The following is a 23838-nucleotide window of genomic DNA, read 5'->3' as shown; positions in this document are numbered from 1 at the left end:
ACTCTGATCCCGCCTCACGTCTGGTCTCTTTCAACGTATCTGCTCGTACCGTGACCGATAGAGTGGACAACTAGCGACTATACTATCGAGACGGCAGCCGACTTCTTCACTGAGTGGGGCGTGGTCGGGTCGACAGGGATTGCGGCGAGGAAACTGGCTGGCGTCATCGCGGGAATGGTACCAGGCGTCGGACAGGCGGTGAACGCAGCTACTGCGGCGGCAGTCACGTACGCGATCGGACGATCAGCAGAAACATACTACTTTGACGACAGATTCGTTCGACCATCAGAATATATGTCTGTTGATAGATTCACCGGCGAGTTTTGATATCAGCTCAACTTCTGTATAGGAGCAACCTATCGATGAGGATTGGTCGAATTAGTGGAGACATGGGTTGAACTTGTTATTCCTATTTGCGGTTACGGAGTGTTCATTGATCGAAAATTGACGGCATACGGTCCCGTGAGTTCTGGGAAGCAAAGAGCTGGCATTGGGCCCAACGCCTGTACTGTTGAACGACAACGCCCTCGTCGTCAGTGCGGAATTCACCCTCTACATCTCGCCCGCCGTATCCGCCAGAAAATCGGTAGTTTTCAATCGAGTTGAGAGGCGGATCTAAACCATCGGTCCCTACCATACAACACCCAGTAATCGAGTAGCCGAGTGCTCGTTCGTCCCGAGCTGTCCATAGCGAACGGCATAATGCTCAAGTCTATCCCCAGGTATTGGCTTCGCAATGAAATTCTTCACCGCTGGCGACGTCCTCGACCAACAATCCGAGATCGACTTGCGAGCGCCTGTCACTATCGACATCGGAGACACGATCTACGACGCGGTGGTCAAGATGTTCAGGCACAACTTCTCGCAGCTCCCGGTCGAAACCGACGAGGGAGTGTCTGGTGCGGTGACCTACAAATCCGTCTGTCGCGTTCTCAGATGTGTCCCTGATTCAAATATCGAGTCCATGTCCGTCCGAAGCGCCCGCGTTGACCCGAAGTTCGTCGGCGAATCACAGGACATCTTCGGGCTATTCAGGACGTTCGCCCGCGACGAGTACGTCCTCATCGGATCGCCGCCCGATCTCAAAGGCATCCTCACACGCTACGATGTCTTTTATTTCCTCCGTAACCAATTCGAACCGTTCATCAAGATCGGTGAGATTGAGCGGAGCCTCAGACGGATGTTCGTCGAATCGATGGATGACATGGATAGAGCGATCGAAGAGACGTTCAGTTCCCGTGATAAGGAGGATTCGAGCTTCTCTGCACCCGACTCCGTAGAGATGTTCACCTTCGAAAACTACAAAATGTTCATCTCTCAGAACATGCAGGACCTACCGGATCAGCTTTCCGACGAAAGTGAGTTCGTTACCGATCTTCTCCAAGAGGTCCAACGGAATAGGAACGCCCTGCTGCATTTTCGCTCTGGCGTCGACGAGATTGACCGCGAGGTAATCAACGTGGCGCACAGCTACTTTGACGGCATTACCGAGTAAGTTAGCTTCAGAGGGGCTGTTGTAAGTCCTACCGTATTACGCTGAGACAGAGGTCACCGAGTACCGGAAAGCAGTCACAACAATCCCTAGCAAGCAACCATTTATCAGTACCGAGATCGGATGAGAGATGTACGCGAGCGGCTGGAAATCGTCCTTGATGCAACGATCGAGTAGCCAGGGTCAGAGCAAAATACCACCATGAAAGGAGTCAAAGGAACGGAGTTAGAGCAGGCGGTTGCGGAACGAATCGGGGACGAACGCCACCGATGGGTCGCCATCGAGTTCCGCTGTCAAGGTGAGGTCAACTCACACTATCAAATTCTCGACGTCCATCATAACGTCACCCGACTGGATGCCGAGTCGATGACGGAACTCGACGATATCATCGACGAGTGGGATTTGACGGTACAGGAGAAGGCGAACCCGCAACCGGGGTTCGGTTACCGAACGTTGACTCACGATTCGGAAAATCCCCGCGAGCACCGCCACCTCGCCGAAACGATCCTCCGTCGAGTCTACGGTACGACACTCGCGAATGTCGACGGTATCGAGCAGGCCGACGGAACCTGACAGGTGTGACTGAGATCCTCATCGCAGTGCCGTTCGCCGATACGGTTATACACCCCGAAAGAAATGATAGCAATGGACATAGCTGAGAAACCAGGGGAACGAGAGGGCGAAGATGAAATCCAACTTTGAGAGAGGGAAGTTATTCGAGTCGAGGAGGCGGTACTACTGGAACGACCGAAGCGACGTTCTGGATGTTCATTCGGACACGTATGGACCGACGGATCTCGCAGTGATATTCAAGCAGTACGTGGACCGGGAGGCCAAGGTGTTGGTCATCGAGATAAAGACGAACGGCTCTCTCAATCCCGGAGAGCGTAGCGAGCTGAAGGAATTTCTTGATTACAAACCAGACGCCGTCGGGTTGCGGATCGAATACCTGAAAGATCTGGACGGGGGACACGGCCACGGCAACACGACATATACCGAACTCAAGACACCCGAAGACATCGATCGACACATGGAGAAGATCAGGTAGCGTTTAGAATAACCTACTGGCGACAGGGCGAGAGAGGATCTGTTTGCTCAGACGACAGCCTCATTCATGGCGTGATATCGCCGAGCCGACCCACCCGTTCGATGTTCTCGACGGTAAATCACTACATCGTGTCAGGGTGTCATAGAACTCTTCACATACCTCACCAGCGGCCTGAGAAACGGTGTCTGATAAGCAGCAGGTGTTGTCGCAATTCAGGGCCAGCGGTAGCGGATCTCTTGACCGATACGCGAAAACCATGCCAACGGTTCTATGACACCCTATCGTGTATGAATTGGGAGCGGCGGATCCCGCCGCTCGCCGAGGACGCTCTGTTTGTTCTTGTTGAGGTGATCGGCCGTGCAGACGATGATAGCCCGAAAGACGATGTGAAATTACTGCTAGCTGACGATGTGTGATTCACCGAGGCCGGCGTTGAGTACGCGCTTGACGTGCTTCAGAATCGGGGCTGCATCTACTACGTCAGCGAGCGGATCTATACCACGCCCATGGACGAGTAATCGACAGATTCCCACCGAATTCACACTACAGGAGCAACCGCCTGGGGAGTTTTGTGAGGTGCTGGGCATTGGTTACTACGGTCGACGCTGAACTGTGCCTAAACGCGCCGCTACGGTTCCCGTAACTCCTCAGAAGCTCCTATCTGGTTCATCCGTTCTTTGGCTTCCTCAAGAGAATATCTTCTCTCTCTCACTCCTATTGCAACATCATTCACGTCCATGACAGGACCATGGGGTGCCGATGAATCCATATTCGCGAACATCCTGTTTGCAAGTGCAGTCACGTACTCATCGTATTCTTCAGGGTCCTCTATATCCTCATGGGTTTCCCACTCTTCTACTTTTTTATGGTGCTCATAGCCATTAATACGTGAAGAAGTGAATGCAGCTTTATCCATCGTGAGAATATTCACCTCATAGGTGCGCTCTGATATCAGGTCGGCACCGAAGAGAATCTCGTTGACACCCATAAGGAAAGTCTTGATTTCTTTTGGGCTTTCTAATTCCATTCCGCGGTCTGCATCGATAATCAACTTCTTTTTGTTGTATGCAAATTCTATTCTCTCAGAGATGTCAATATCATCTCCGAAAGTCGACAACAATCTCTTCAGTTCCGTTCCGTCTTCTATCTTGATTTCTTTTGACGCATCAAACTCTTCGCTAAGCTCATCATTGGATGTGTTGAGTTCTACACCTACGGGTTCAGGGATTGGTTCATCGTACTGATATTCGTCTTGATATGGAGTGTCAGTCATATCCGATTTAATAGTAGAATCTACTTCAATCTTTCCGGGATCTACTATTGACTGCAAGAGCGCTCGCAGGACCACATTACCAACTCCATGAGTCCCCTGTCAATAGCCACATGACTACTGACAGGCTGTCAGTAACCCCGGTTCTTTATATGCAATCCACCCTGTCAGAAAGACGCCCTCAGAATGGCCCGCTACGCCACCTATATCCGTGCGTCGACCGACGACCAGGAAACCTCTCACCAGCGCGATGCGATCGACGAGTGGCTATCGCAGCATGAGCTTGATCCCTCGGAGGTCGATCACTTCGTCGACCTCGCGCAGTCGGGTGCCGATCCCGGTCGCGAACAGTTCACCGAGCTCGTCGAAGCGATCCAATCCGAGAGCTACGAGTACGTGGTCGTCTGGGAAATCTCACGGCTCGCAAGACTCGGGAGCATCTACCAGCATTTCTTCGAGCACTGCGAGGATGCTGGCACCACGGTTGCGATCACGGATGGATGGGTCGAGGAAGTCCACCCGGATGGAACTGGGAAGCTCATCGCCGACATCTCCGCAGCGGTCGCCGAGGAGGAACGACGCCGACTCACCAAACGGATCGAGTCGGGAGTCTCTCGCGCGCAACGCGAGGGCAAGTGGCTCGGAAGAGTCCCGAAGGGCTTTCGTCGCGACAACGACGGGTATCTCCAACTGATTCACGAGGCCGATCGAGATGCCGGCGAGATCAGCTACCTCGAGATGCGTAGTGCAATCGAGCGCGTCGATGACGGCGAATCCTACCGATCGGTCGCAGCGGATACGCCGAACATCGGCCGATCAACCATCATGAGCATCGACAAAAACGAGGACCGCCGCGCGTGGTATCTCGACGCCGAGGCCGACGACGATCGAATTGAACAAGTGCTCGTGGGTGCCACAAACTGATCCTGAAACAATCACTGTTGACAAACCGAGGTCTCGGTTCCCAGATCCGAATTCGCTGCACTCACTCGTCGAAGAAAGCCACACGTGGAACTTCGTGGCGATGCGTTCGCGGCACTCAGCCTCTTCGGGCTCTCGGACGGTCTCAGGCCTTCTCCTCGACCCCACTCCCCAGATGCAACTCCTTGAACTCGGCCTGCACGTCGTCGAGGATGTCTTCTCCATCTGCGTCGACATTGGGCTCTTCTTGCTCGTCTACGGAGTCGGCACGAGCGGCGGACCTGATCTCGGGTTCTGCCGGTGTCGCGTCCTCGTCCAGTAGCGCATCTACTGCGGCCCTGTCCTCCTGCCAGTCGTCGACATCCTTGATAGCGTACTTCTGACGCCGACGCCACTTCCCATCAACCTGCTGCCACAGGTATACAATCACTTCCTGCGTTTCGTACGACCCTTTCTGGTCGATAGTGACGATTGCTTTCCACCAGTCATCCGTCTGAAAGACGGTTTCCCCGCGGGCTACGCGATAGTAGTCACTCACTGGAAACTCGTCCTGCACGTCGACTTGCTTGCCTCCTCCCGAGAGGTACTCATCGACCAGTTGTTTGTCGGAATTCCACGCCTCCGCAGTCTTGACTTGGTACTTGTTCTTCTGCGTCCACTCGTCGTCCCTGTGCCAGAGGTAGATCGCGATCTCCGATTCCCCGGCCTCGTACGAGTTGGTGACCGCTGCCTTCCACCAGTCGTCAGTCCTGTAGATGGTCTCGCCGGCGTGAACATCAACCGACGAGTGGACTGGATAGTCCTCAGTCGACATAGCTCTACAATCGCCCGCCGAGAAATCAACCTTTCGTGGGATTCCACGAAGGGTGACACGTTCTGCAGAAGACGAAGCGACGGATCAGACACCGAGGCCCTCGAAGTTCCTGAGGATGGTCTGGAGTTCGTCGTCCTCGCGCTGGGGGTTCCCGTCCTCCGTACAGGAGTTAATGTAGTTCGCAATGGCATCCGTCGGGTCTCCGGCGACGTCTCCGAACTTCTCCTCGTACACCTCAAGACCGCCCGCCGCGTACTGAGGAATCACATTTGCATGGACCTCCACGTCGGCCATCGCCTCCGGGTTCCCACGACGCTGGTAGGCGAGACTCGCAACGATGGCGTGGTAGTGGCTGTTGCCGTGGAAGCGCTCGATGCCGATCGACCCACGCTCTCCCTCGCCCCCACCCTTGTAGTCGTCCGTCTTCGGTTCGCCCTCCCGGTAGCACAGTACCGCGAGGAACATCATCACGTCGTAGTAGTGCTCGAAGATTTCATACCCGTCTGTGAGTTCGTCGTACAGTTGCGTTTTCTTGTAGGGGACGTTGACCATGGTCAGTACGTGGTGGGGGTCTGTTCCTGCTTGATTCTGGTGCATGGATACTCTCCAGAGCCGGTACCGGGGTCGAAGTCGAACCGGTAGTGTTTCCCGACTACATCGGACATCTCCTCCTCGACCGGACCCTCCCACTGAGAGTCGGTCGCAAAGACGACTACCTGCGACGCCAGTGTCGGGAGAATTCGGCTAATCTCCCGTCTATGGCTCTTATCGAGTGCGCCGAACGGCGAGTCCATCACGAGTGGGTATATTCCACCGGTGAAGTACTCGCTATTGCCGTCCGACTCGTATCGCTGGCGGGCGATCTTGACGAGACTGCCGATGAACGCAAGGCTGGCGATCTGCCGTTCGCCCGTGGACTTCTCGACCTCAACGCGCCGGTCGGGGAGGTCCTGGTAGATCTTCAATCGGAACTCCTTGGTGATCTCGGCGTGGAGGTCCTTGCTGGCGACCGACCCGAACGTCCCGCTGACAGTCTGGTTTGAAAGTTGTCTGACCCGTTGCTTGAGGTCTTCGAACTTCTCCTCGATCTCCCCGCTCACGAGTTCCGCTGCACGCTGCCGCCGCCGGGCCAGTTGTGCTTCCTGCCGGTCCTCGCGTAAGTCATTGATTTCTTCCTCGAGATTCCCGATTTCCTCTTCCTTGTTTTCGATTTTCTCCTTGAGCCGGGACCCCTCTCGGATCGCGTCATCCTTTGCTTGCGATTTCCGGTCGCGCTCGGCTTCCCACTCGGCAATCGACTTGCTGCCCTCGATTGCGTCGTTGATCTCCCCCAATTCTGTGGAAATATCATCGATATATTCTAACAGTTTGTCGATCTCCTGCTGTTTCTCGTTGCGTTCCTGGATGTGCTGTTCGAGACGCTCGGTGAATGCGGACCGGTCATCCGAGAACTGGCTCAGTTGTCCGATAATCATCAGTGCCGCCTGTTCGACCCCTTCAGCGGGTGCGTCTCCCTTGCTAGACTCGATCGTCTGGTACTCGTCGGAAGCGGATTCTAGTGGGCGTCCGCAGATGCACTGCTTGTTCTCGAGCAGCGAATCCAGGAAATCGTCCGTCAGGTCAGATGGAATGACCCCATTCTGACGAAGTTGATCCAGTTCCTCTGCGGTTTCCCGAATCAGCGGCATCGAGACAGGAGCGTAACCCTTGTCGTTGATCTCGTCGCGGATGCGTTCAGTGATATTGTCGATGTCCGCTTTGAGTTGCTTTTCACGCTCGCGGTACTCCTTGCGTTGGTTCTGCAAGCGGCTGCTGTCGTCGAAGCCCGACAGTTTCTGCTCGATATCACGCACTTCCTCGGCGAACCGCTCCTCCTCTCGCTGCTTGTCCTTTCTCTTTCTCTCCAGGTTGTCGATCTCTCCCTCTAGATCCCGCTTCTGCTGTACCAGTTCACGGAGTTCGTCGCTTCCGTACTTCGCGTACTCGTCCTCGAACTCGCCAGCGACGTGATCCAGATGCCGGGTCGCTCGTTCGAGGATAGTGAGGCCCATGATGTTCTGGATGGCCTCCTGGATTCGGTCCTGATTGTCGACGCCCGCCAGTTCGTCGATGTCCTCGCCGTCGAAGAAGAACAGTTCGCTCAAGCGCTGGGGGATGATGTTGTTCAGTGCAGTCCGCTCGTTCTCCACCTTAGTTGCTCTTCCGTCCTCACGATACTCGACGACCACGTCGCTGTCCTCGATCTCACCGTTGAAGTCGTCGTTCGAGCGTTTCCGGAACATCGCCGTCCGGGTGACGGTGTAGTCCCGTCCCTCGTGTTCGAATTCCAGCGTCACGGATACCTCAATCTTCTCCCCAGGATTTGCTGCCGCCATCGCGCCCTCCGTCGCAAGGCGTTCGGGACGGGTGTCGAAATCCACGGCGTCGTAGAGCGCCCAGGTGAACGCGTTCAGTAAGGTTGTTTTCCCGGACCCGTTCGATCCGTGTACGACGGTAACGTTCGCTCCCTCTCCATGGGCGAACTCTATCGAATCGTCGGTAAATTGCCGGAAATTCGTGAGGGAAAGTCGCTGCAAACGCATCAGTTGATTTCTTCTCTGATTATTCGCTCGATATCGTTGTTGATGCCTCGTGGAAGCCGTAAATTGAGTTTTTCCTTCTCGGCTTCCAGAACACGTTTTCGGATGCGAGCAAGTTCTCGCTCGGAGTGCTCCATTCCATCGGTAACCTCGTCCATACTGGTCAATACTGCAGGAGCACCATATATTTTCACCCCACAGCGGCAAACTGCCCGCACTGGCACAATTCAATTAGGCGTCGAGAAGGTCGTACCGTCGCTTGAGTTGCTGGAGCGAGCCATCGGTTGTCGGAACGCCGCCGACCTCGGCGTCGGGGTGATTAAGAGCATCGTCGGCGAACATCGAGACGCGTCTGAGTTCCTTCTCGAATAGGCGTCGCTCTGCGGTGTACGAGTCCCCACTGAGCGACGTGAGGCTCCCCTGTTTCGCAGGCACCGTGATGAAATCGTGGATAACGGCGAACTGTTTGCCCTCGTAGGTTCGAAGGATTCGCCCGCGACGCTGGATGTATTGGCGAGGGTTGGAGCTACTGGCGAGGATGTATGCAGTTCGTGTCGCTGGCACGTCAACTCCCTCGTCCAGACAGCGTATCGCGGTCAGCACGTCGATTTCTCGCTCTCCGAATGCCTGGAGCAATTCCTCGCGCTCGGCCTGTGACTCCTCAGCAGTAAACGGTTCGACCTGAAGGCCACGCTCTTTTCCGAGTCGTGTGGTCGCGGCATCGACGTGGCGCTCGCCGTCCCCCTCGGGTCCCATCGACCCGTCGCTACAGTAGACAAGTGAGTAGGACACCGAATCCTGTCTGTCGATTAGATCGACGAGCACGTCGAGTTTCGTCCGTGCGGTGCCAACCAGTCGTGCGCGCTTGATAAGCAGTCGCTGGAGTCTCGGGTCGTCCTCCAGCGAGAACCCCTCCTCGTCGTCACGGCGACTCATCAGCCGCCCGATCTTCTCGCTCAACTGGAGATACACCTCCGTCTCCTCCTCATCGAGTTCGACAATGTGAGGGACGTAGTAGTACTCGCAGAGTGCGCCAACCTCGATGGCGTCAGCGAGATCGTACTCGAAAACGGTATCCCCGAAGTACGCGTGGAGCGCGTTAGTCCCCTCCTCGTCGAACCAGCGTTCTGGGGTCGCTGAAAGACCGAGCCGAAAGTCGAAGGCATCGAGCAATCCGCTCTGCATATGTTTCGAACCCAGATGGTGGACTTCGTCCGCGATGAGCATGGACGGCCCCTCGGCCCGTTGGAGTGTCGTCCGGGCCCCCTTTATTGCAAGTGTCGTATGCGTCGTGACGACTGTGCAGATCCCCCGCGAACCTGTATTGTACTCAAGTATCTCCCGTTCCAGTCGGGGCTGCCAGTTGCGGCGTGACTGGTACGCGAGCACTGGATTCATTCCGAAGTCGTACAGGTCCTCCGCCCACTGATCGACGAGATGCTGGTACGGGGCGGCAACAATCAGCAGTAGTTGGCCATCCATCGCTGCCGCGACTCGTGACGCGGCGAGCAACCCGGTCACCGTCTTCCCTGTCCCAGTAGCCATTCTCAGAATCCCCGCCCCACCTTCGTTCATCCATGCTCGAATCGCCTCCTCTTGATACTCGCGGGCTTCGATCCAATCGGGGGGTGAGAGTGAACGGGTCATTATGATCCTTTAGTTCGTCTGCTAGTCCGTGAAGTAGGACTCCCTACATCCTAAAGAGGTAACGAAGCCGGTAAGTGTTGTTCTCGTATTGCCCGGAGACGCTTCGCCGTTCCGAAGGTCTTTAGGTATTCTGCAGCTATTATCTTATATGCCAAAGATTAGCGTGGATGTTCCACAGGAGTTGCTGGATGATCTCGATGAGCATGTCGGGGAGGGGGGGAAATTTGTGAATAGAAGTGACGCCATTCGAGCTTCAATGCGCAAAACACTCGATATTTTGGATGATATCGATGACCGACATGGACGGCTTGAACGCGAAGATTGATCTAGTTTCGATAACCACCTATCTATAAGTACGCGAGAGATAATATCCCAGTATGTCCGGAGTTGCCTCGAGCGAGCATGAAGACCATCAATCATTAGTCAGTGATGAGGAACGGGTACTCTCGATTGGATCTGACCGACCTATTCGCATCAGCGCCGGCCATCGGTTGCTACATCATGAAGGGAAATGCAGTCGGCCTCATGGACACAACTACGAAATCGCTGTCACGGTTACTGGAACACTCCGAGAAGAGGGGTGGGTTGTCGACAAAGGTACTGTGACCGATATCGTCGGAGAGTGGGATCACCGGTTTCTGCTTGAGCGTGGTGACCCACTCATCGACGCGTTCGAGCAAAGCGGCGATAGCGATGCCACTGTCGTTCTCGACCATCCACCCACAGCCGAGGTGATGGGTATTATTCTTGAAAGCAGGTTACGAGACCGATTGCCTGCATCAGTTAGTGAGGTGGATGTTGAGGTGCGTGAGACAAGCGAACTGCGGACGCACCCCTCACGATAATATGCCGGTCAGTTCAGAAGTCGATACGGCCGAGAGACCGCAGGATGGATCCGAAACAGAGAGTCTCCCAATCAACGAACTCTTTTATTCGATGCAAGGAGAGGGTAAACTCGCGGGTGTCCCGTCAGTTTTCATTCGTACAAGTGGTTGTAATCTTCGCTGCTGGTTTTGCGATTCGTATCACACATCTTGGGAACCTACACACGCATGGATGAGTACCGAAGAGATCATCGAAGAGGTCTCCTCTCATGCCAAAACGGACCACGTTGTTATCACCGGTGGTGAACCGCTGATCCATGAAGAAACGACAAATCTCATCGACACCCTCGCCAGCAAGGGTTACCATATAACAATTGAAACGAACGGGACGATCTGTCCGGATGCGGCAATCGATCTCGCAAGCATCAGCCCGAAACTCTCTAGCAGTACACCCACAGCATCAAAAGATCCGAAAGGCGATGGCGAATGGAGTGAAGAGCACGAAGAACGCCGGATCGATATGACGGCACTGATGAACCTGGTTGAGAACTATCCGTTTCAACTCAAGTTCGTTGTCACCTCCTCGGCAGACATTGAGGAACTCAATGATATCATCGACCGTATTCGTCAGCAGACGAATGCTCGCGTACGAAACAAGGACGTTTTGCTCATGCCGGAAGGACAGACTGAGGCCGAAATCGCACAGAAGCGTGCAGAGGTTGCCGACCTCGCGATGGAACATGGATATCGGTACACCCCACGCTTGCACGTGAACCTCTGGAACGACGAAGCGGGACGGTGAGACGGAATAGAAAGTGATCGGACAAGCAAATGCACGCCGGTCGTTTATCTCGATCAACTCGCGCACGGTAAATGAATAACAGACACACTCCGACAATGCACGACAACAATTCCAGCGAATCGAAGGCATTCGTTCTCCTCTCAGGTGGTATCGACTCGGCCGTTTGTTTGAAGAAAGCGTCTGAAGAGCACGACGATCTCGCAGCTATCCATATCGACTATGGCCAGCAAACCGAAGACATCGAACGCTCCAACGCAGAGGAGCAGGCAGATGGTCTCGGTATACCCCTCTACACCTGCAATTATCGCGCTGTATTCAGCGAATTCGGCGAAGGGACCATTGAGGACAAAGAGTACGACCGCGAGCGCACGACCGACGATGACCACAGCGTCGGATACGTTCCACAACGAAATCTCCATTTCCTCACAACTGCTGCTGCGATCGCCGAGCACAATTCCGAGTCTGGTGAAGACATCGTTCTCTATCATGGTGCTCAACAGAACGATGGGGAGGACTACCCGGACTGTCGTCCGACGTTTATTGAAGCCGCCGAGAATGCGATCAACCGATCGACTGACCAACACATGATTCGAATCAATACACCGATCATCAACCACTCGAAGCCGGAAGTGCTGCAACTTGGTGAGCGCTTGGAGACCGACTGGAAAATCACATTCAGTTGTTACAACGATGAGAATGGAGAACCCTGTGGAGAATGTCCTGCATGTATCGAGCGGGAGGAAGCGTTCGAAAAGGCTGGCATCTCCGATCCGGTCACATAAATAGCGATTATGCAGATGTCGACTCTTTCGATTCTTCTGATACACATTTCACGGGACCGGTATTAAATTCCTCCCCGTCGGCTGAGATTTCGCAATAGAATGCATCTCCAATGGGATAGATGGCCATTCTGTCTTCCTCAGCGTTTTCGATGTGGCCCACACCGCTGATTTCCCAGTTCGATTTTTCTGTTCCCCACCATGTATAGTACTCATCCTCGCTGCTCACAGCAAAATCCAGCACGCCAGATCCACTTGACAAGATGTGCTCTACGTCTTCGAGGACGCGATCGGAAGTGATGACGGGCATGATCTCGGATTGTACGCCACTACACTTAGGCGTAGCTGCTCATCGCCACCAGTCTCTAACGAATACCACCGCTGTAGATTGAGCACCTTCATATACCAGACGTGGCAACCCGCTATCGGTGACTAACAACGGTGCGCTTCTATGTCCCTGAGTGGGACGACCACGTAGACGCGGCGTACGATTTCGTCCATGATGAGCACTCGGACCTTTCTCCTGCAGACCGTGACCTCGCATACATCTGGGATGTCTTCGATCGCGAGTCGACACCGATCGACGGTGTCCTCATTTCTCGCGAACAGGTTGAGGACTCGCCCACAAAGTTCGACCGTATCACTTCACACGGTGTTTACGATGATCCACGCCTCGATCTCCCGGAGTGGCTCCCCACGATCAGCGACTGTGGGGCATGGGGTTACAAGCAACTCCCTTTTCCACCGTACGGGAATTGGGACATGCTGGAGTTCTACGAGACGCTTGAGGTTGATGTCGGGGTCACAATTGATCATCTCGTCCTAGGCTCCGGACATACTAGCCGACTCTATCTTGATGATCGTGCCCTCGGCGACGAGTTTACCACCAGTGATCTCCCGGAATGGTTGGCCGAGAGTGATACTGACGTGATGACCGACACTTGGCCGGACGAGTGGCCAGACTACGTTGCTGAGTACGACTCTACACTCCGAGATACTGCTGATAGCGAAGTCGACAGCTTCCGCGCTGTTGATTTCGAGGGAGAGAAACAAGACGTTCTCACGCGACTCAAAGATGATCCTCGGGCAGTGTATCGAGATGACGATATGGCCTTCCGGTACGAGTTGACTCTCGACAACGCCGCCGAGATGCAGGACTTGTACCAAGATGGTGACTATTCCTTCCGACTAATGGTCGCCATCCAAGGGTGGGACCCTGACTCCTACGAGAGAGCCGTTGAGGACGTGCTTGACTTGGGGTACCAGTACATCGGTATCGGTGGAGTTGCCGGAAGCAGCGAAGATGCCGTCAAACGCACAGTCTCTGCGGTCGGGAACGCGGTCAAACATCACGAGCGCACGTATCGTACGCGCATCGATACCCACGTGTTCGGGTTTGCCAAGACCGGCGCGTTCGATACGATCGGCCGTGCTGGTATGGCGAGTTTCGACAGCGCCAGTATGCTCCGTGCGGCGTGGACCGGTGGCGATAACTACCACCTCGACAGCACTCGACGGTTCGATGCGATTCGAGTACGATACCCGTCGTACAGTGCAGACCTCGAAACCAGTATCGAGTGGGCACTTCGCGCTCAGGAACTGCTTGTTGCACTCCGGGCGTTCGATAGGGACGAGTCGATCGCCGACGCACTCCATTCGTGGCAGGATACTGCGCTCACAGCCCTCGCCAACCTCCCTATGTACCTCCGTGAGCACCGGCACGACGCTCAGTTCGACGAGACGACGCTTCGGCCGATCACGAGTTCCTTCCGTGATCACTACGAATACGGACGTGAACTCAAAGCCAATTTCAGTGATGACTTCCGGACTCGACTCATCAAACTCCTCCGCGACGACGACTCCGAGAATCCCCTTTCGTTCACTGCGTACAAGAACCTCATCGAGACGGCCACTGAGGTAACCGAGGGTCGCGCCCCGACGAAGATCGGCACTATCGAGCGCCGCGAGACAAACACTGGGACGGTCGGAACGTTCGACCAACTCTGGGTACTCCTCGAAACGTATGCCGAGTTCGTCGGAGACGGGAACAATCTTGATTCCTACGAACGCATCCTCCGGGCCGAACCCTGGAGGGAGTGTGACTGTACTATTTGTCGTGAACATGGCATTGAGGTCGCCATCTGGCGGGGCAACAATCGCAACCGTCGGCGTGGGTTTCACAACACGCGACGCTTCTACGACCAGTTCGAGCGTGCCTTGCCGAAGGTGCTGGTCATCACCCGTGGGAGCAGTGCGCTTTCACGGAGCGATACTGGCGAAGAATATCTCCGGGATGAACACGAAACGCTCTGGACGCACGTTCATGACCTGCCCGTCGCAGAGATCGGCGTCGCCACCGCCGATGGGGTCCAAGAATGGTGGGACGATCCACCGACGACGATCTCACTCGATATGGATCGGATGGCGAACGAGCTTGCGACCGTCTGTGAGCGGTATCAGGACCTCTACGTGGATGGAAGCGATTGGACGCTTCCCGAGAAGGTTCGCTCGGCCCTCGAAGAGACAGGCTGCACAGTCCACGTCCACGAGGAACCTAGCGAACTACGCAGTGCCGTGCTCAGTCGTCTGGGCTACCAAGAATCGTTCCTCCCGAAACATCTTCAGCAGTCGGGCCTCACTGAGTTTTGAGGATGCGTGTACTCGTCGTCGATCAGTGTTCGGGATCGAAGCAATCGCCCGAATGGTTCGACTCGTTTGACGCCGAGACCATCGACGATTTTTCCCTCCCCGAACTCCGTGAGCGGGAACGGACGCCGACCTATTCCGCTCACGACCTCTATACTGGCCGCCAACAGCAATATATCGACGTAGCCGTTGATCGTCTTCGGGAGTCCGGAGACACCGTTGATCGGTATTATATCAGTGCAGGATTCGGTTTCGTTGGTGAGGCGACCGAACTCCCGCCCTACGAAGTGACGTTCCAAGACTACGATACCGAGAGCGTCCACGAGCGATCCTCGGAACTAGAGATCCAGAGCGACCTGCTCAATCGACTAGACGACGACCCCGCCTACGATCTCGTCTTCCTTGCACTCGGGAGTGACTACTACGAGGCACTCGACCTCTCCCGACTGCTTGATACATTCTCCGACTCGACAATGGTCGTGCTGTTCAATCGTGAAGCCGACGCCGAGCAACGGCCAAATGTCATTTCCATCCCCGCACGAACGGCCGAGGCGAAAGAACAGGGGAGTACCGTTATTGGACTAAAAGGACAGTATCTAAAGCAATTTGCCGCACACAGGGCGGAGGGTACAACGATCGATTCTTTCACGGAAGTCGTCGAGTACTGTACGACGGAACCAACACGCCAGTCCGGACTCGGTTCGTACGACTAGTCGCCGCGGGAGTTTTGGAGAAACTCATCTACTTCTTCGAGATGGGTGAGAAACATTCCCCCATCCTGAGTGAGCGAATACCGGACGTTGCGTGAACTCCGCTCTTCGCGCTCAACTAACCCGTACTCTTGGAGCGTTTCCAATCGCTCAGTCACTACATCGCTCGATGTCGGCACAGCATCCTCAATCGTACTGAAGTTCGATTCGTCGTGTTCGCTGAGGTAATCTAAGATCTCCAGCGACCGCTTCGGACAGACTACTTCGTCGACCGCGGAGTGCATACTCTTGGCGTTGCCCCCGCTCACTATACATCCTCCGTCCTCAGCACCTCCTCGCCGTGGTTGCTTTGTCCACACAAAGCTTTAACACGGAGCCCGAGCTACCCGAGCGCGTCGCGCATGCTGTACAGACAACGAACGCTCAACACGCCACACGGGTGCGTTAAGACGCCCGTCCTGTTCCCGGTTCGGAACATCGGCAAACGATCCTCCGACAACACGCCAGCGTACGCCGATGCGATTCCGGACCTTCGGACAGCGATGGTGAATGCACGAGCGATCAGACAACGTGATCCACAGTGGAATCGCCTCCTCAACGGGGCTACTCTCCGCGAAGAGATGGACATCCCAGAGGAAACCGTCATCTTCGCCGACAGTGGGGGGTTCGACTTCCAAGCGGGAGACGTCGACACTACCCCAGCACGGACGCTCGAAACACAGCGTCAGATCGGCGCGGACATCCTCGGGACGGTAGATCGGCCCATCTCCCGAGAGAACCGAGACAGGGAAAACCAGCGGCGCATCTCCGATAGTGCGGAGTATGCCCTTGAAGCGAGTGACGAACATGACGGTGAGGAATTACTGTTCGCCAGTATCCATGGTCTCGATCCGGAGACGGTACAGAACAACGTCCGGTACTTAGAGCGTAACGGCGATTTCGACGGGTACGCGCTCGGGAGTCTCGTTCCGGTCAGAACGGATTACAAAAAGGTGACAAGTATAATACTTGCGGCCAGACGGGCGACCGACAAGCACCTGCATGTGTACGGATTGGGGGGGTTAGTATACCAACCCCTACTGCTGTACCTGGGGGTCGATAGCTTCGACTCCTCGGCATTCATCCGGAGCGCTGGAAACCGGAATTATATGGTTCCAGGGTTTGGTGGTCAGGAACTCAAACACGTCACCGAACTCTCGTACCTCCCGTGTTCGTGCCCAGTCTGTCGTGACACGCCGTTTACGGAGTTGCGTGAGGATCGTAATGCTCTGACGAAGCACAATCTCTGGGCGCTCACGATGGAACTCCGACGCTTCCGCTACATGGTTGCTGCCAACGAGGACGTGGAGGCGTACCTCGACCTACGGTTTCAGGGGAACGAGGTCACCAAACGGGCGTACCGACAGGTGAAACAGCAGGTCAGGAGACTCACGTGATAATGAGCGACGAACGCCCAACCATACGACCTGTAACGCTGGCGCGACTCGTGGAAACGTCCCATATCTGCGAGGGTGGTCCACGGACGCTAGAGGACATCAAATCGGCACTTGATGTGACCCACCGCCGCGCCCGTGAAACTACTCTCGAGACACTGCGGATCGGTCTGCTTGGATCGGAACAGCAAGAGGATGAGGACGAAACGTATGAGAGTACGCATATTGGCGATCGATTTCTTGAGGCGGTTCGTGCTGAGGAGTGGTCCAAGGTGAGTGACGTGCTTGCCACGCAAAGCCCACACTACAGTGCGTTTCTGGAAGCACTCGACAGCGTTGCCCCTGCCTCGCTTGAAGCAGTGCTTGAAGAACTCGAATCGCTTGAAGAATTTACCAACCATTCGTACAACCAAACGAGTGTCGAGGTCGTGGGCGACTGGGCTGAACGCCTCGGTACTGTTCAGCGGAATTCGTTTACGGGGGGCTACTACTCCGTCGAGCGGAACGGAGTACCGTCGAATTTCCCGTTCGCGCTGCTCGCGGTGTACGACGATCTCGAAGAGACGGCAGGCGTCGACCTCCGACAACGATACCTCTCGATCCCGTTGCTCCGAGAGCACTTCTGTGAACGTCATGGCTGCCCCCGAAGTGTCTTCGACGAGGCGCTGAGACGACTTGCTCAACAGAACGTTGGCCATATCGAACTCTCGGGAGCGCCGATGGATACGGGGGCGAAAGAGGCCCAGCTCGGTATCAAGGAGATCGACCTCGGAAGTAAGGAGGGTCTCGTCACGACCGACCAATCCACCGAGCGCGTGATGGCCGGTATCGAACAGTTCGGCAAACAATACTACTACCTCGCGGTCTACGACCGCAACCTCACCTTTACTCAGGAGAAAGAGACATGACCAACGATACATTCAGTATTACGGACGAACAGCGCGACTACTCCCAATTCGGCTTAGAGGAGAATCCCTTCCCATACAGTCCAGTTCCGGATAACGACCCAGCACTCTACTGTGGGCAGGAGCACGCCACGAGAGCCATCAGCGACACCGTCTCGACGATGCTCTCGACCGGGAAGTCGAAGCATCTCGTTGTCACCGCAAAGTACGGAAATGGGAAGTCACACACGCTCAAGTACACACGCTCGCTCGTGCGTGACCGTGAGGATGTCGTCGTCGGCTACGTCGCCCAACCAGGCGAAGGTTTCCGCGATATCTATCACGAGTTCGTCTACGATCTCGGGTTCGACCGCATTCAGACGCTCGCTTACGAGTACCTCGCTCAGGTGGCCTGCAACACCACCGATTGCAATCCAACGGACGCAAGCGCGGTAGAGCAACTCATCGATGACGGAGAAGTATTACTATCGGAACTGGTTCCGGAGGCTGTCCAGCAACTCAACAACGTGACGAAGTTCGCTGACTTCGCTCGTGCGATCGTACATATGGTGTACGAGGATACGAATCTCTATGCCTGGCAATGGCTCACTGCCGAGGGCATTCGCTATGAGCAGCGCAAAGAAATGGAGATCCATAGTGCACTCGACGACGACACTACCAGTGTCCGAGCGTTCACGGCGCTGAAAAACCTCCTGCTCGATCTGGGTTATACAGGCGTTTTCGTCTTTGTCGACGAGTTCGAGAGTATCGCCCGACTCAACACGAAAGCCGAACAGGCGACACTGAACAGCATCCGTCACTTGATGGACCAGAACAGCCATGGTCTCTGTATGCTCTTTGGCTGCGCACCGGAAGTCTGGCAGGACGTGATGAGTGAGTACCACGCGTTCTCTGAACGCATCGGTCAAGAGGTGGCACTGCGGCCGCTCACTGACGAACATATCAAAGAGTTAGTGTCGTCGTATCTTGACATCGAACGAACGGACAGTGCTAGGGACGTCGATCCATTTGAGGAGGAATGTATTGAGTTAATCCACCAGAGATCCCAGGGGAACGTCAGACAGACACTTCTACTGTGTAGTCGAGTTCTAGACGCTGCGGTGGACGATGGGCGAAAGACAATAACACTCGACCTCGTTCGCAATGTGATCTCTGAATAAAGACTGGCCCTGGGGAGAAACATTGTTGCACTTGGCGCTCGGGTAATGACTGAATGCAACTCCATCGACACCCAGGCGATTGAACAGTACGCTCTTCTCGCATAGATCACTCGCTGTCTTCGCTGATAGCGTGACCAGCACCATCACTATGGCCCTGTGGGTGATTTATCGACTATGAGCCGTATCACGCAGACGACGTGACTCGAACGGGTCGAACACATTCTCGGTATGGTACTGGAATCCTTGATTTTACCGTCGAAGGAGAATCTGCCTACCGATCATGGTAGGGGCGACGAGGACATCGACCGGGCCGTTGAGGGCGTCGACTCCGCCGAAAACACACGGATGAAGACCGATTCCCTATGCATCCCGAGGGATGCATGCTTCACGTACGAGTTCGATGCTGATTGCGGCGTCGTCCGCTGTTGGTGTGACGAGTAGCCGCTACCGGTTCACTTCATACTCGGTCGTGATGGCATGATCTCGCCGTAACTTTTGTTCGACGCGCTCACTCCGACAATCGACGTCAAGTCGACATCGCTGCCAATCGTCTCCCGACTTTTCGTTCCAGACCCCGTAGACCGTCACCTTCGGGAGTTCGAGGACGCCGAAGAGAACGGTGAGGATGTAGAGCAGGTCGTGGAGTTCGTCCCACGTCACAGAGATTTTTCGTGGGACATCGACGGGAAAGCTGATGTGCTGTGCGAGGATGTCGGCGTCGCGTGCCCGTTCGACGAAGCCATAGTCATTACTGAGGAGGATTACGCGTTTGCGGTTGTTCGCGTCGTATTCGGCGTAGGCGTCGACGATCGACTCGTCGCCTTTCTCGCTCTCAATCGTATCCGCATAGCGGTGGTCGCGGAGTCGCCGGTATTCGTAGAGGCCGAGGAAGCCCTCACGATTCGCGCCAGCGGGCTGGTTGTCAAGCCGAGCGAACTCCGGACCAAACGCGTCCTCGAGTGACCGCGTCTCGTAGTGGTTGTAGTGCCAGTTGAGTTCGTCGTAGATTCCCGTCGCGAGTGCGAATCCGTTGACCGGACTCCGGCCGGCCGAATCACTATACGTAGTCGGGTCGAGCTCCAAGACATCGGGCATTCGCCACGCCATGAGGTTCGTATCGATACCGAGCGCGATCGGTTCGTGTCCGGCGTCGAGGTCCGGATAGCCGTGCCGGCGGAAGAACGTCTCGATGTCGTTGGTGTTCTCGACGTCGATGAGGTCGGCGGCGACGAGTGCACGTGCATAGGTCTCGGCGTCCGGCAGATCGTTGTAGACTTGCTCGCCGTGTGTCGCATGCATCTCCTCACGCGTGTCCTGATAGGTGAGTGCGCCCTGCGTGAAGTGAACGGTCGTATCAGCTGGGTCCGAGATTTCGAGGCGGAGCAGTTCCCCGATGTCCTTACATGGATGTTTGACGCTGACTGTGGTAATGTCCGACGTGTAGAGGGCGTTGAGCAAATGCGTGATGTGGGTTCGTTCGAGGTGCATTAGAACACCTCTTGGAAGTCGATTAGGTCAAGCGCTTGATTCGGTACGTCCGGGAAGATACGACCGTAGAACTGCCCTTCTGAGAGGTAGAGATAGAAGACGTGCTCGGCGTCATATTTGATGCCGGCTTGGAACGCAATCGCAGACATGAACTTTCGACCTGGCGTGACGTCGACGGCCGCTATTCCGTCTGTTTCACGCGCTGCGAGCACGGGTGCACGATAGTGTTCAACAATCTGTTCGAACTCCGTCTCGCTGTCGAGGCTTGTGACGGCGATCTCGGGCTGTTCACTCCCATACTCGACGACGACGCGTTCCAGCATCGAAGTGACACGGTCGAGGTAGCCACTGAGGCCCGGGTTCTCGAGAATATAGATTTCGCCCGGAATGTACCCGGATTCACAGGCTGCGGCAAGCGGGTTCGTTACCGCTTCGACATTCGGACTCATAGACGTGACCCAGGCCCTGCTCATAGACGGACATCTCGACCGGAGGACAAAACTCTACCGTAGCCCTGTTTTGGGCTGTGTTGAGTCGCTGTAAGGCGGTGGATTTCACTGTCTGACGGAGCGCTTGATGTTGTAGACGACACACATCAGGGTGATCTCTCGGAACTCGCGGTACCAGTCACGCGCTCGCACGGCGTAGCCGAGCGAGCGCTTGACGGCCGAGTTCACGGTCTCGGTCATCGACCGCTGTGCGTAGAGATCCTCGTCGATTCGGGCGTTGTGAGCGTGGTCGTACGGTGCGCGGATGCAGTGCTTGATGAGCGGGCGAATCTCGAGCTCACGCAGTCGTTCACGGAGAGCGTTCTTGTCGTAGCCCTTGTCCGCAGCGAGGGTCCGCAGATCGCCCGCGTTTCGGCGGGCGATCTGCTCGCACAGGTCGGCGTCGCTCCCTTCGAGCGTGGTCGAGGAGTGTACATCGAGGATAGCTTGGGATTCTGTATCCACGAGTTTCGTGACCTTGAGCGTCTGTACGTGGTAGTTGGTGCGGTGGCAGTAGTGGCGACTGGCGCGGTCTCGTTCGTAGAATGTGGCGTCGAGGGCGGCGTGTTCGGATGGGTCGTGTAGCTGCGCCGACTGGCGCAGCAGCACTCGACAGAGGCTCATCTCGATCCGATCGAGTGCCTTACACAACGTCGACGGAGCAGGGAGATCGGCCGTTTCGAGGCCGATCTCCCGGGATATTTGTGGCATCTCCTTCAGCAGATCGATGGTCATGCGGTAAGACGTATCGAGGTAAATCCGGAGACAGTGGAGGGAAACGAAGGCATAGTCGGCGAATCCGCCGCCACCGTCCGGGGCGGCGGATTCGTCTCCATCGCCAGTAACTCTTTGAGCAACCAGTACAACTTCCTCGGTGAAGCGGGAGATTTGAGTCATGGACAACTGAAGTCTCCCGCTTCAACGCCTTCGGTTTAGCGACCCATCCTGCCGCCGTCTAGTGATTCAACACAGCCCTGTTTTGCGATCTCCGTCTCGGCCTCCAGTCAATACTATGTCCGAGAGATCAGAAGACATCCGCTCGTGGTTAACTCAACGACTTTTGTCTTGCCGTGCGTCTCGGATGTGACAAGCCCTTGTCGTTCAAGGAGTTTTACGTGTCGGGTGATGGTGCTCTTCGAGACATCAGCGGCGTCGGTAATCGTGGTAAGCGAGACGGGCGTGTCAAGTGCGTTGATAGTCACGAACGTCGACTGTGTTTGCGCGGGTGCGTTCGCAGTAAGGTCTGGGAGGGGTTGCTCCCGAACTTTACCGTCGATGTCGCTGAATTGGTAACTCGCGTGAATTTGGTGCGTTCGCGAGAGGGCGGCGACGGTGAGGGGTAAGAAGATGTCACGGGCACCCCCTCCAAAAATGACGACGACCTCACCATCAGCACTGTCAATGACTGAACCACAGGTCTCGATCGCCTCTTCAAACGCCTCGTGTGATACTTCGACCATCTCAATATCGACGTCCGGTTCGATTTGTTCGACCATCCGGCGAACGTCGTCGATAGCTTGCGCACTACGGCTATCGTCTGTGGTCGTGGTTGGGATGAGAAGATCGATACGGGTATCGCGCTCAATGCCTTGGCTGAGAATAGGGCGCGTTACGCGAGTGCTATCGTAGCCTATCGGAGCGATATATGTTCTCACTGCTTTATTTCCCACCCGCCACCTATGTAGTACTGTTGCGTGCTTCTGGAACGGTTCGGCCTCGCTATATTGTTCCCGCCCGGTTGTATACCGGAGTTCGGACGTTTCTATCCATTCAACATATTTCCTGTGTATAAATTGCTGGAATATTCGATATCGTCTACTGATTTCTTTCCTTACTTGCAGTGGTTGTGGCTATAGCGACAATCCTAATATGCTGTCGAGTACTATCTGCGTTCATGAACCACTATGTAGCGACGAGAGATCTAACCATGATCAACCTGCAATATAGCAGTATAAAACACTATCTAACGGTGGACTTATGACAGGCCCCTCTCCATGTGAACACGTGTCTAGTCCGCCCCTTATTGAGGATATCCTGCAGACGACGACACCAACAGTCGTCATGCGGGACCCCCAACTCCAGAAGCGTGCCCAACACGCACGCGCACAACTTCGGAGTATTCCGTTCTTCGATGAACTCGGCGTCGACACTGTCGTCCACGCAGACGTCTACGACAATGACTTCAAACTCGTTGACTACACGCGTCACTCCTCACAGGAAGTCGTAGACACCCCCGATGACGTCGAGTTCCCTCTCGTCCACATCATCACCCAACAGGGGATCGAGGAGTACGGCGAAGAAGATCTCGTTCGCGCACTGCTCAAACGTTCTGCTGAGGAAGATGCACGCTACATTCTTGTCACCGACACGACGTCTCCACGTCTCCCGACGTACATTCAGAAACCGGGGCGGTCGATCGTCGACGACTATGATGTCGCGATAAAAGGCTACGAAATACTCACATCCCGATACCTCCGAGACTACGTTGACTCTGCACTCCCGGCGTCAGTGACGCGCAATCTCCACTATCACCGTGCATCGGAGCACCACAATCAGCACGATGCACCCGCGGACACTCTCGAGAACATCTACGACTACACATGTGCTCCCTCGGGCAGTCCCATCTGGGAGTCGCTCTACTACTTCGTCGAACACGACCTCGAGAACGTCCTCGACGACTACTCCGAGCGCATCCGTGACGCACTCCGCTCGTGGACCGAACGCGGCGAAACGCAGAAAATTGCGAACCAAATGCTCGACGCACTCCGCGTCTGCGAGTTCGAGAAAGCACAACTCAAAGAGTACCAGCAGACTGACCCCAATCTTCGTTAA

Annotated in this window: 26 protein-coding genes; 14 read left to right on the top strand and 12 right to left on the bottom strand. The window is 55.4% G+C overall.

The genetic code is table 11. The annotated features are described in order from the left end of the window. Nucleotides 1-736 precede the first annotated feature (736 nt). The 3 genes from PHA81_RS18395 (at nucleotide 737) to PHA81_RS18385 (ending at nucleotide 2540) form a co-directional block, all read left to right on the top strand. Nucleotides 737-1495, top strand: a complete 759-nt coding sequence (locus tag PHA81_RS18395; protein ID WP_273838097.1) for a CBS domain-containing protein — start codon at nucleotides 737-739, stop codon at nucleotides 1493-1495. 198 nt (nucleotides 1496-1693) lie between these two features. Beyond that, nucleotides 1694-2065 carry a hypothetical protein gene (locus PHA81_RS18390; RefSeq protein ID WP_273838095.1) on the top strand — a complete coding sequence of 124 codons (372 nt, stop codon included), beginning with the start codon at nucleotides 1694-1696 and terminating at the stop codon, nucleotides 2063-2065. A gap of 112 nt (nucleotides 2066-2177) precedes the next feature. Next, nucleotides 2178-2540, top strand: coding sequence for a hypothetical protein (locus PHA81_RS18385; RefSeq protein ID WP_273838093.1), 363 nt, complete (start codon nucleotides 2178-2180; stop codon nucleotides 2538-2540). A gap of 628 nt (nucleotides 2541-3168) precedes the next feature. Here the strand turns inward: PHA81_RS18385 and PHA81_RS18375 are convergent. Further along, nucleotides 3169-3813, bottom strand: a complete 645-nt coding sequence (locus PHA81_RS18375) for a hypothetical protein (protein WP_273838092.1) — start codon at nucleotides 3811-3813, stop codon at nucleotides 3169-3171. 183 nt (nucleotides 3814-3996) lie between these two features. Between PHA81_RS18375 and PHA81_RS18370 the strand changes: the two genes are divergently transcribed. Beyond that, nucleotides 3997-4734: a recombinase family protein gene (locus PHA81_RS18370; protein ID WP_273838091.1), complete on the top strand. Its 738-nt coding sequence runs from the start codon at nucleotides 3997-3999 to the stop codon at nucleotides 4732-4734. A gap of 142 nt (nucleotides 4735-4876) precedes the next feature. Here the strand turns inward: PHA81_RS18370 and PHA81_RS18365 are convergent, their stop codons facing one another. The 5 genes from PHA81_RS18365 to PHA81_RS18345 all read right to left on the bottom strand — a co-directional run bounded on the left by PHA81_RS18365 (nucleotide 4877) and on the right by PHA81_RS18345 (nucleotide 9771). Next, complete coding sequence (locus PHA81_RS18365) at nucleotides 4877-5545, bottom strand: hypothetical protein (protein ID WP_273838090.1); 669 nt, start codon at nucleotides 5543-5545, stop codon at nucleotides 4877-4879. Nucleotides 5546-5629: 84 nt separating this feature from the next. Further along, nucleotides 5630-6142 (bottom strand): hypothetical protein, encoded by a 513-nt coding sequence (locus PHA81_RS18360; RefSeq protein ID WP_273838089.1) that lies wholly within the window; start codon nucleotides 6140-6142, stop codon nucleotides 5630-5632. Beyond that, nucleotides 6100-8121, bottom strand: coding sequence for an AAA family ATPase (locus PHA81_RS18355; RefSeq protein ID WP_273838088.1), 2022 nt, complete (start codon nucleotides 8119-8121; stop codon nucleotides 6100-6102). The genes PHA81_RS18360 and PHA81_RS18355 overlap by 43 nt, the downstream gene beginning before the upstream one ends. 5 nt (nucleotides 8122-8126) lie before the next feature. Next, nucleotides 8127-8282, bottom strand: a complete 156-nt coding sequence (locus PHA81_RS18350) for a hypothetical protein (protein ID WP_273838086.1) — start codon at nucleotides 8280-8282, stop codon at nucleotides 8127-8129. 73 nt (nucleotides 8283-8355) lie between these two features. Then, nucleotides 8356-9771 carry a DEAD/DEAH box helicase family protein gene (locus PHA81_RS18345; RefSeq protein WP_273838084.1) on the bottom strand — a complete coding sequence of 472 codons (1416 nt, stop codon included), beginning with the start codon at nucleotides 9769-9771 and terminating at the stop codon, nucleotides 8356-8358. A 148-nt stretch (nucleotides 9772-9919) separates the two neighbouring features. Between PHA81_RS18345 and PHA81_RS18340 the strand changes: the two genes are divergently transcribed. The 4 genes from PHA81_RS18340 (at nucleotide 9920) to PHA81_RS18325 (ending at nucleotide 12179) form a co-directional block, all read left to right on the top strand. Further along, nucleotides 9920-10096 carry a ribbon-helix-helix domain-containing protein gene (locus tag PHA81_RS18340; protein WP_273838083.1) on the top strand — a complete coding sequence of 59 codons (177 nt, stop codon included), beginning with the start codon at nucleotides 9920-9922 and terminating at the stop codon, nucleotides 10094-10096. A 52-nt stretch (nucleotides 10097-10148) separates the two neighbouring features. Next, entirely contained in the window at nucleotides 10149-10616 is a 468-nt protein-coding gene (locus PHA81_RS18335; protein WP_273838082.1) for a 6-pyruvoyl tetrahydropterin synthase family protein, read from the top strand. 1 nt (nucleotide 10617) lies between these two features. Continuing rightward, nucleotides 10618-11397, top strand: a complete 780-nt coding sequence (locus PHA81_RS18330) for a 7-carboxy-7-deazaguanine synthase QueE (RefSeq protein ID WP_273838080.1) — start codon at nucleotides 10618-10620, stop codon at nucleotides 11395-11397. 95 nt (nucleotides 11398-11492) lie between these two features. Next, nucleotides 11493-12179 carry a 7-cyano-7-deazaguanine synthase gene (locus PHA81_RS18325; RefSeq protein ID WP_273838078.1) on the top strand — a complete coding sequence of 229 codons (687 nt, stop codon included), beginning with the start codon at nucleotides 11493-11495 and terminating at the stop codon, nucleotides 12177-12179. Between the two features lie 7 nt (nucleotides 12180-12186). Here the strand turns inward: PHA81_RS18325 and PHA81_RS18320 are convergent, their stop codons facing one another. Further along, nucleotides 12187-12486, bottom strand: coding sequence for a hypothetical protein (locus PHA81_RS18320; protein ID WP_273838076.1), 300 nt, complete (start codon nucleotides 12484-12486; stop codon nucleotides 12187-12189). 131 nt (nucleotides 12487-12617) lie between these two features. On the opposite strand from PHA81_RS18320, the gene PHA81_RS18315 reads away from it, so the two are divergent. Both PHA81_RS18315 and PHA81_RS18310 read left to right on the top strand, forming a co-directional pair. Continuing rightward, on the top strand, nucleotides 12618-14825 hold the full coding sequence (locus tag PHA81_RS18315) for a queuine tRNA-ribosyltransferase tRNA-guanine transglycosylase (protein WP_273838075.1): 2208 nt from the start codon (nucleotides 12618-12620) through the stop codon (nucleotides 14823-14825). A 2-nt stretch (nucleotides 14826-14827) separates the two neighbouring features. Next, nucleotides 14828-15535, top strand: a complete 708-nt coding sequence (locus PHA81_RS18310; protein WP_005040978.1) for a hypothetical protein — start codon at nucleotides 14828-14830, stop codon at nucleotides 15533-15535. Here PHA81_RS18310 and PHA81_RS18305 read toward each other — a convergent pair. Beyond that, entirely contained in the window at nucleotides 15532-15840 is a 309-nt protein-coding gene (locus tag PHA81_RS18305; RefSeq protein WP_273838073.1) for a winged helix-turn-helix transcriptional regulator, read from the bottom strand. The genes PHA81_RS18310 and PHA81_RS18305 overlap by 4 nt on opposite strands. 93 nt (nucleotides 15841-15933) lie before the next feature. Here PHA81_RS18305 and PHA81_RS18300 point away from each other — a divergent pair, with 93 nt between their 5' ends. From PHA81_RS18300 to PHA81_RS18290, 3 genes are read left to right on the top strand one after another with little or no spacing between them, the layout of a single operon-like run. Beyond that, entirely contained in the window at nucleotides 15934-16968 is a 1035-nt protein-coding gene (locus PHA81_RS18300; protein WP_273838070.1) for a tRNA-guanine transglycosylase, read from the top strand. 50 nt (nucleotides 16969-17018) lie between these two features. Beyond that, nucleotides 17019-17873, top strand: coding sequence for a hypothetical protein (locus PHA81_RS18295; RefSeq protein WP_273838069.1), 855 nt, complete (start codon nucleotides 17019-17021; stop codon nucleotides 17871-17873). Beyond that, nucleotides 17870-19030 (top strand): BREX system ATP-binding domain-containing protein, encoded by a 1161-nt coding sequence (locus tag PHA81_RS18290; RefSeq protein ID WP_273838067.1) that lies wholly within the window; start codon nucleotides 17870-17872, stop codon nucleotides 19028-19030. The genes PHA81_RS18295 and PHA81_RS18290 overlap by 4 nt, the downstream gene beginning before the upstream one ends. Before the next feature lie 444 nt (nucleotides 19031-19474). On the opposite strand, the gene PHA81_RS18285 is transcribed toward PHA81_RS18290, so the two are convergent. The 4 genes from PHA81_RS18285 to csa3 form a co-directional block, all read right to left on the bottom strand. Next, nucleotides 19475-20518 carry a hypothetical protein gene (locus PHA81_RS18285; protein WP_273838065.1) on the bottom strand — a complete coding sequence of 348 codons (1044 nt, stop codon included), beginning with the start codon at nucleotides 20516-20518 and terminating at the stop codon, nucleotides 19475-19477. Next, nucleotides 20518-20991: a hypothetical protein gene (locus PHA81_RS18280; RefSeq protein ID WP_273838062.1), complete on the bottom strand. Its 474-nt coding sequence runs from the start codon at nucleotides 20989-20991 to the stop codon at nucleotides 20518-20520. The genes PHA81_RS18285 and PHA81_RS18280 overlap by 1 nt, the downstream gene beginning before the upstream one ends. 81 nt (nucleotides 20992-21072) lie before the next feature. After that, nucleotides 21073-21903 carry an IS5 family transposase gene (locus PHA81_RS18275; RefSeq protein ID WP_273838060.1) on the bottom strand — a complete coding sequence of 277 codons (831 nt, stop codon included), beginning with the start codon at nucleotides 21901-21903 and terminating at the stop codon, nucleotides 21073-21075. Nucleotides 21904-22016: 113 nt separating this feature from the next. Next, nucleotides 22017-22661: a CRISPR-associated CARF protein Csa3 gene (csa3, locus tag PHA81_RS18270; protein WP_273838058.1), complete on the bottom strand. Its 645-nt coding sequence runs from the start codon at nucleotides 22659-22661 to the stop codon at nucleotides 22017-22019. A gap of 349 nt (nucleotides 22662-23010) precedes the next feature. Here csa3 and PHA81_RS18265 point away from each other — a divergent pair, with 349 nt between their 5' ends. After that, nucleotides 23011-23838, top strand: coding sequence for a hypothetical protein (locus PHA81_RS18265; RefSeq protein ID WP_273838056.1), 828 nt, complete (start codon nucleotides 23011-23013; stop codon nucleotides 23836-23838).

The organism is Halococcus sp. PRR34 (assembly GCF_028617175.1).
Taxonomy (GTDB): Archaea; Halobacteriota; Halobacteria; order Halobacteriales; family Halococcaceae; genus Halococcus; species Halococcus salifodinae.
Note: the sequence above shows the minus strand (reverse complement) of the source record. Positions and strands in the feature narration are given on the sequence as shown.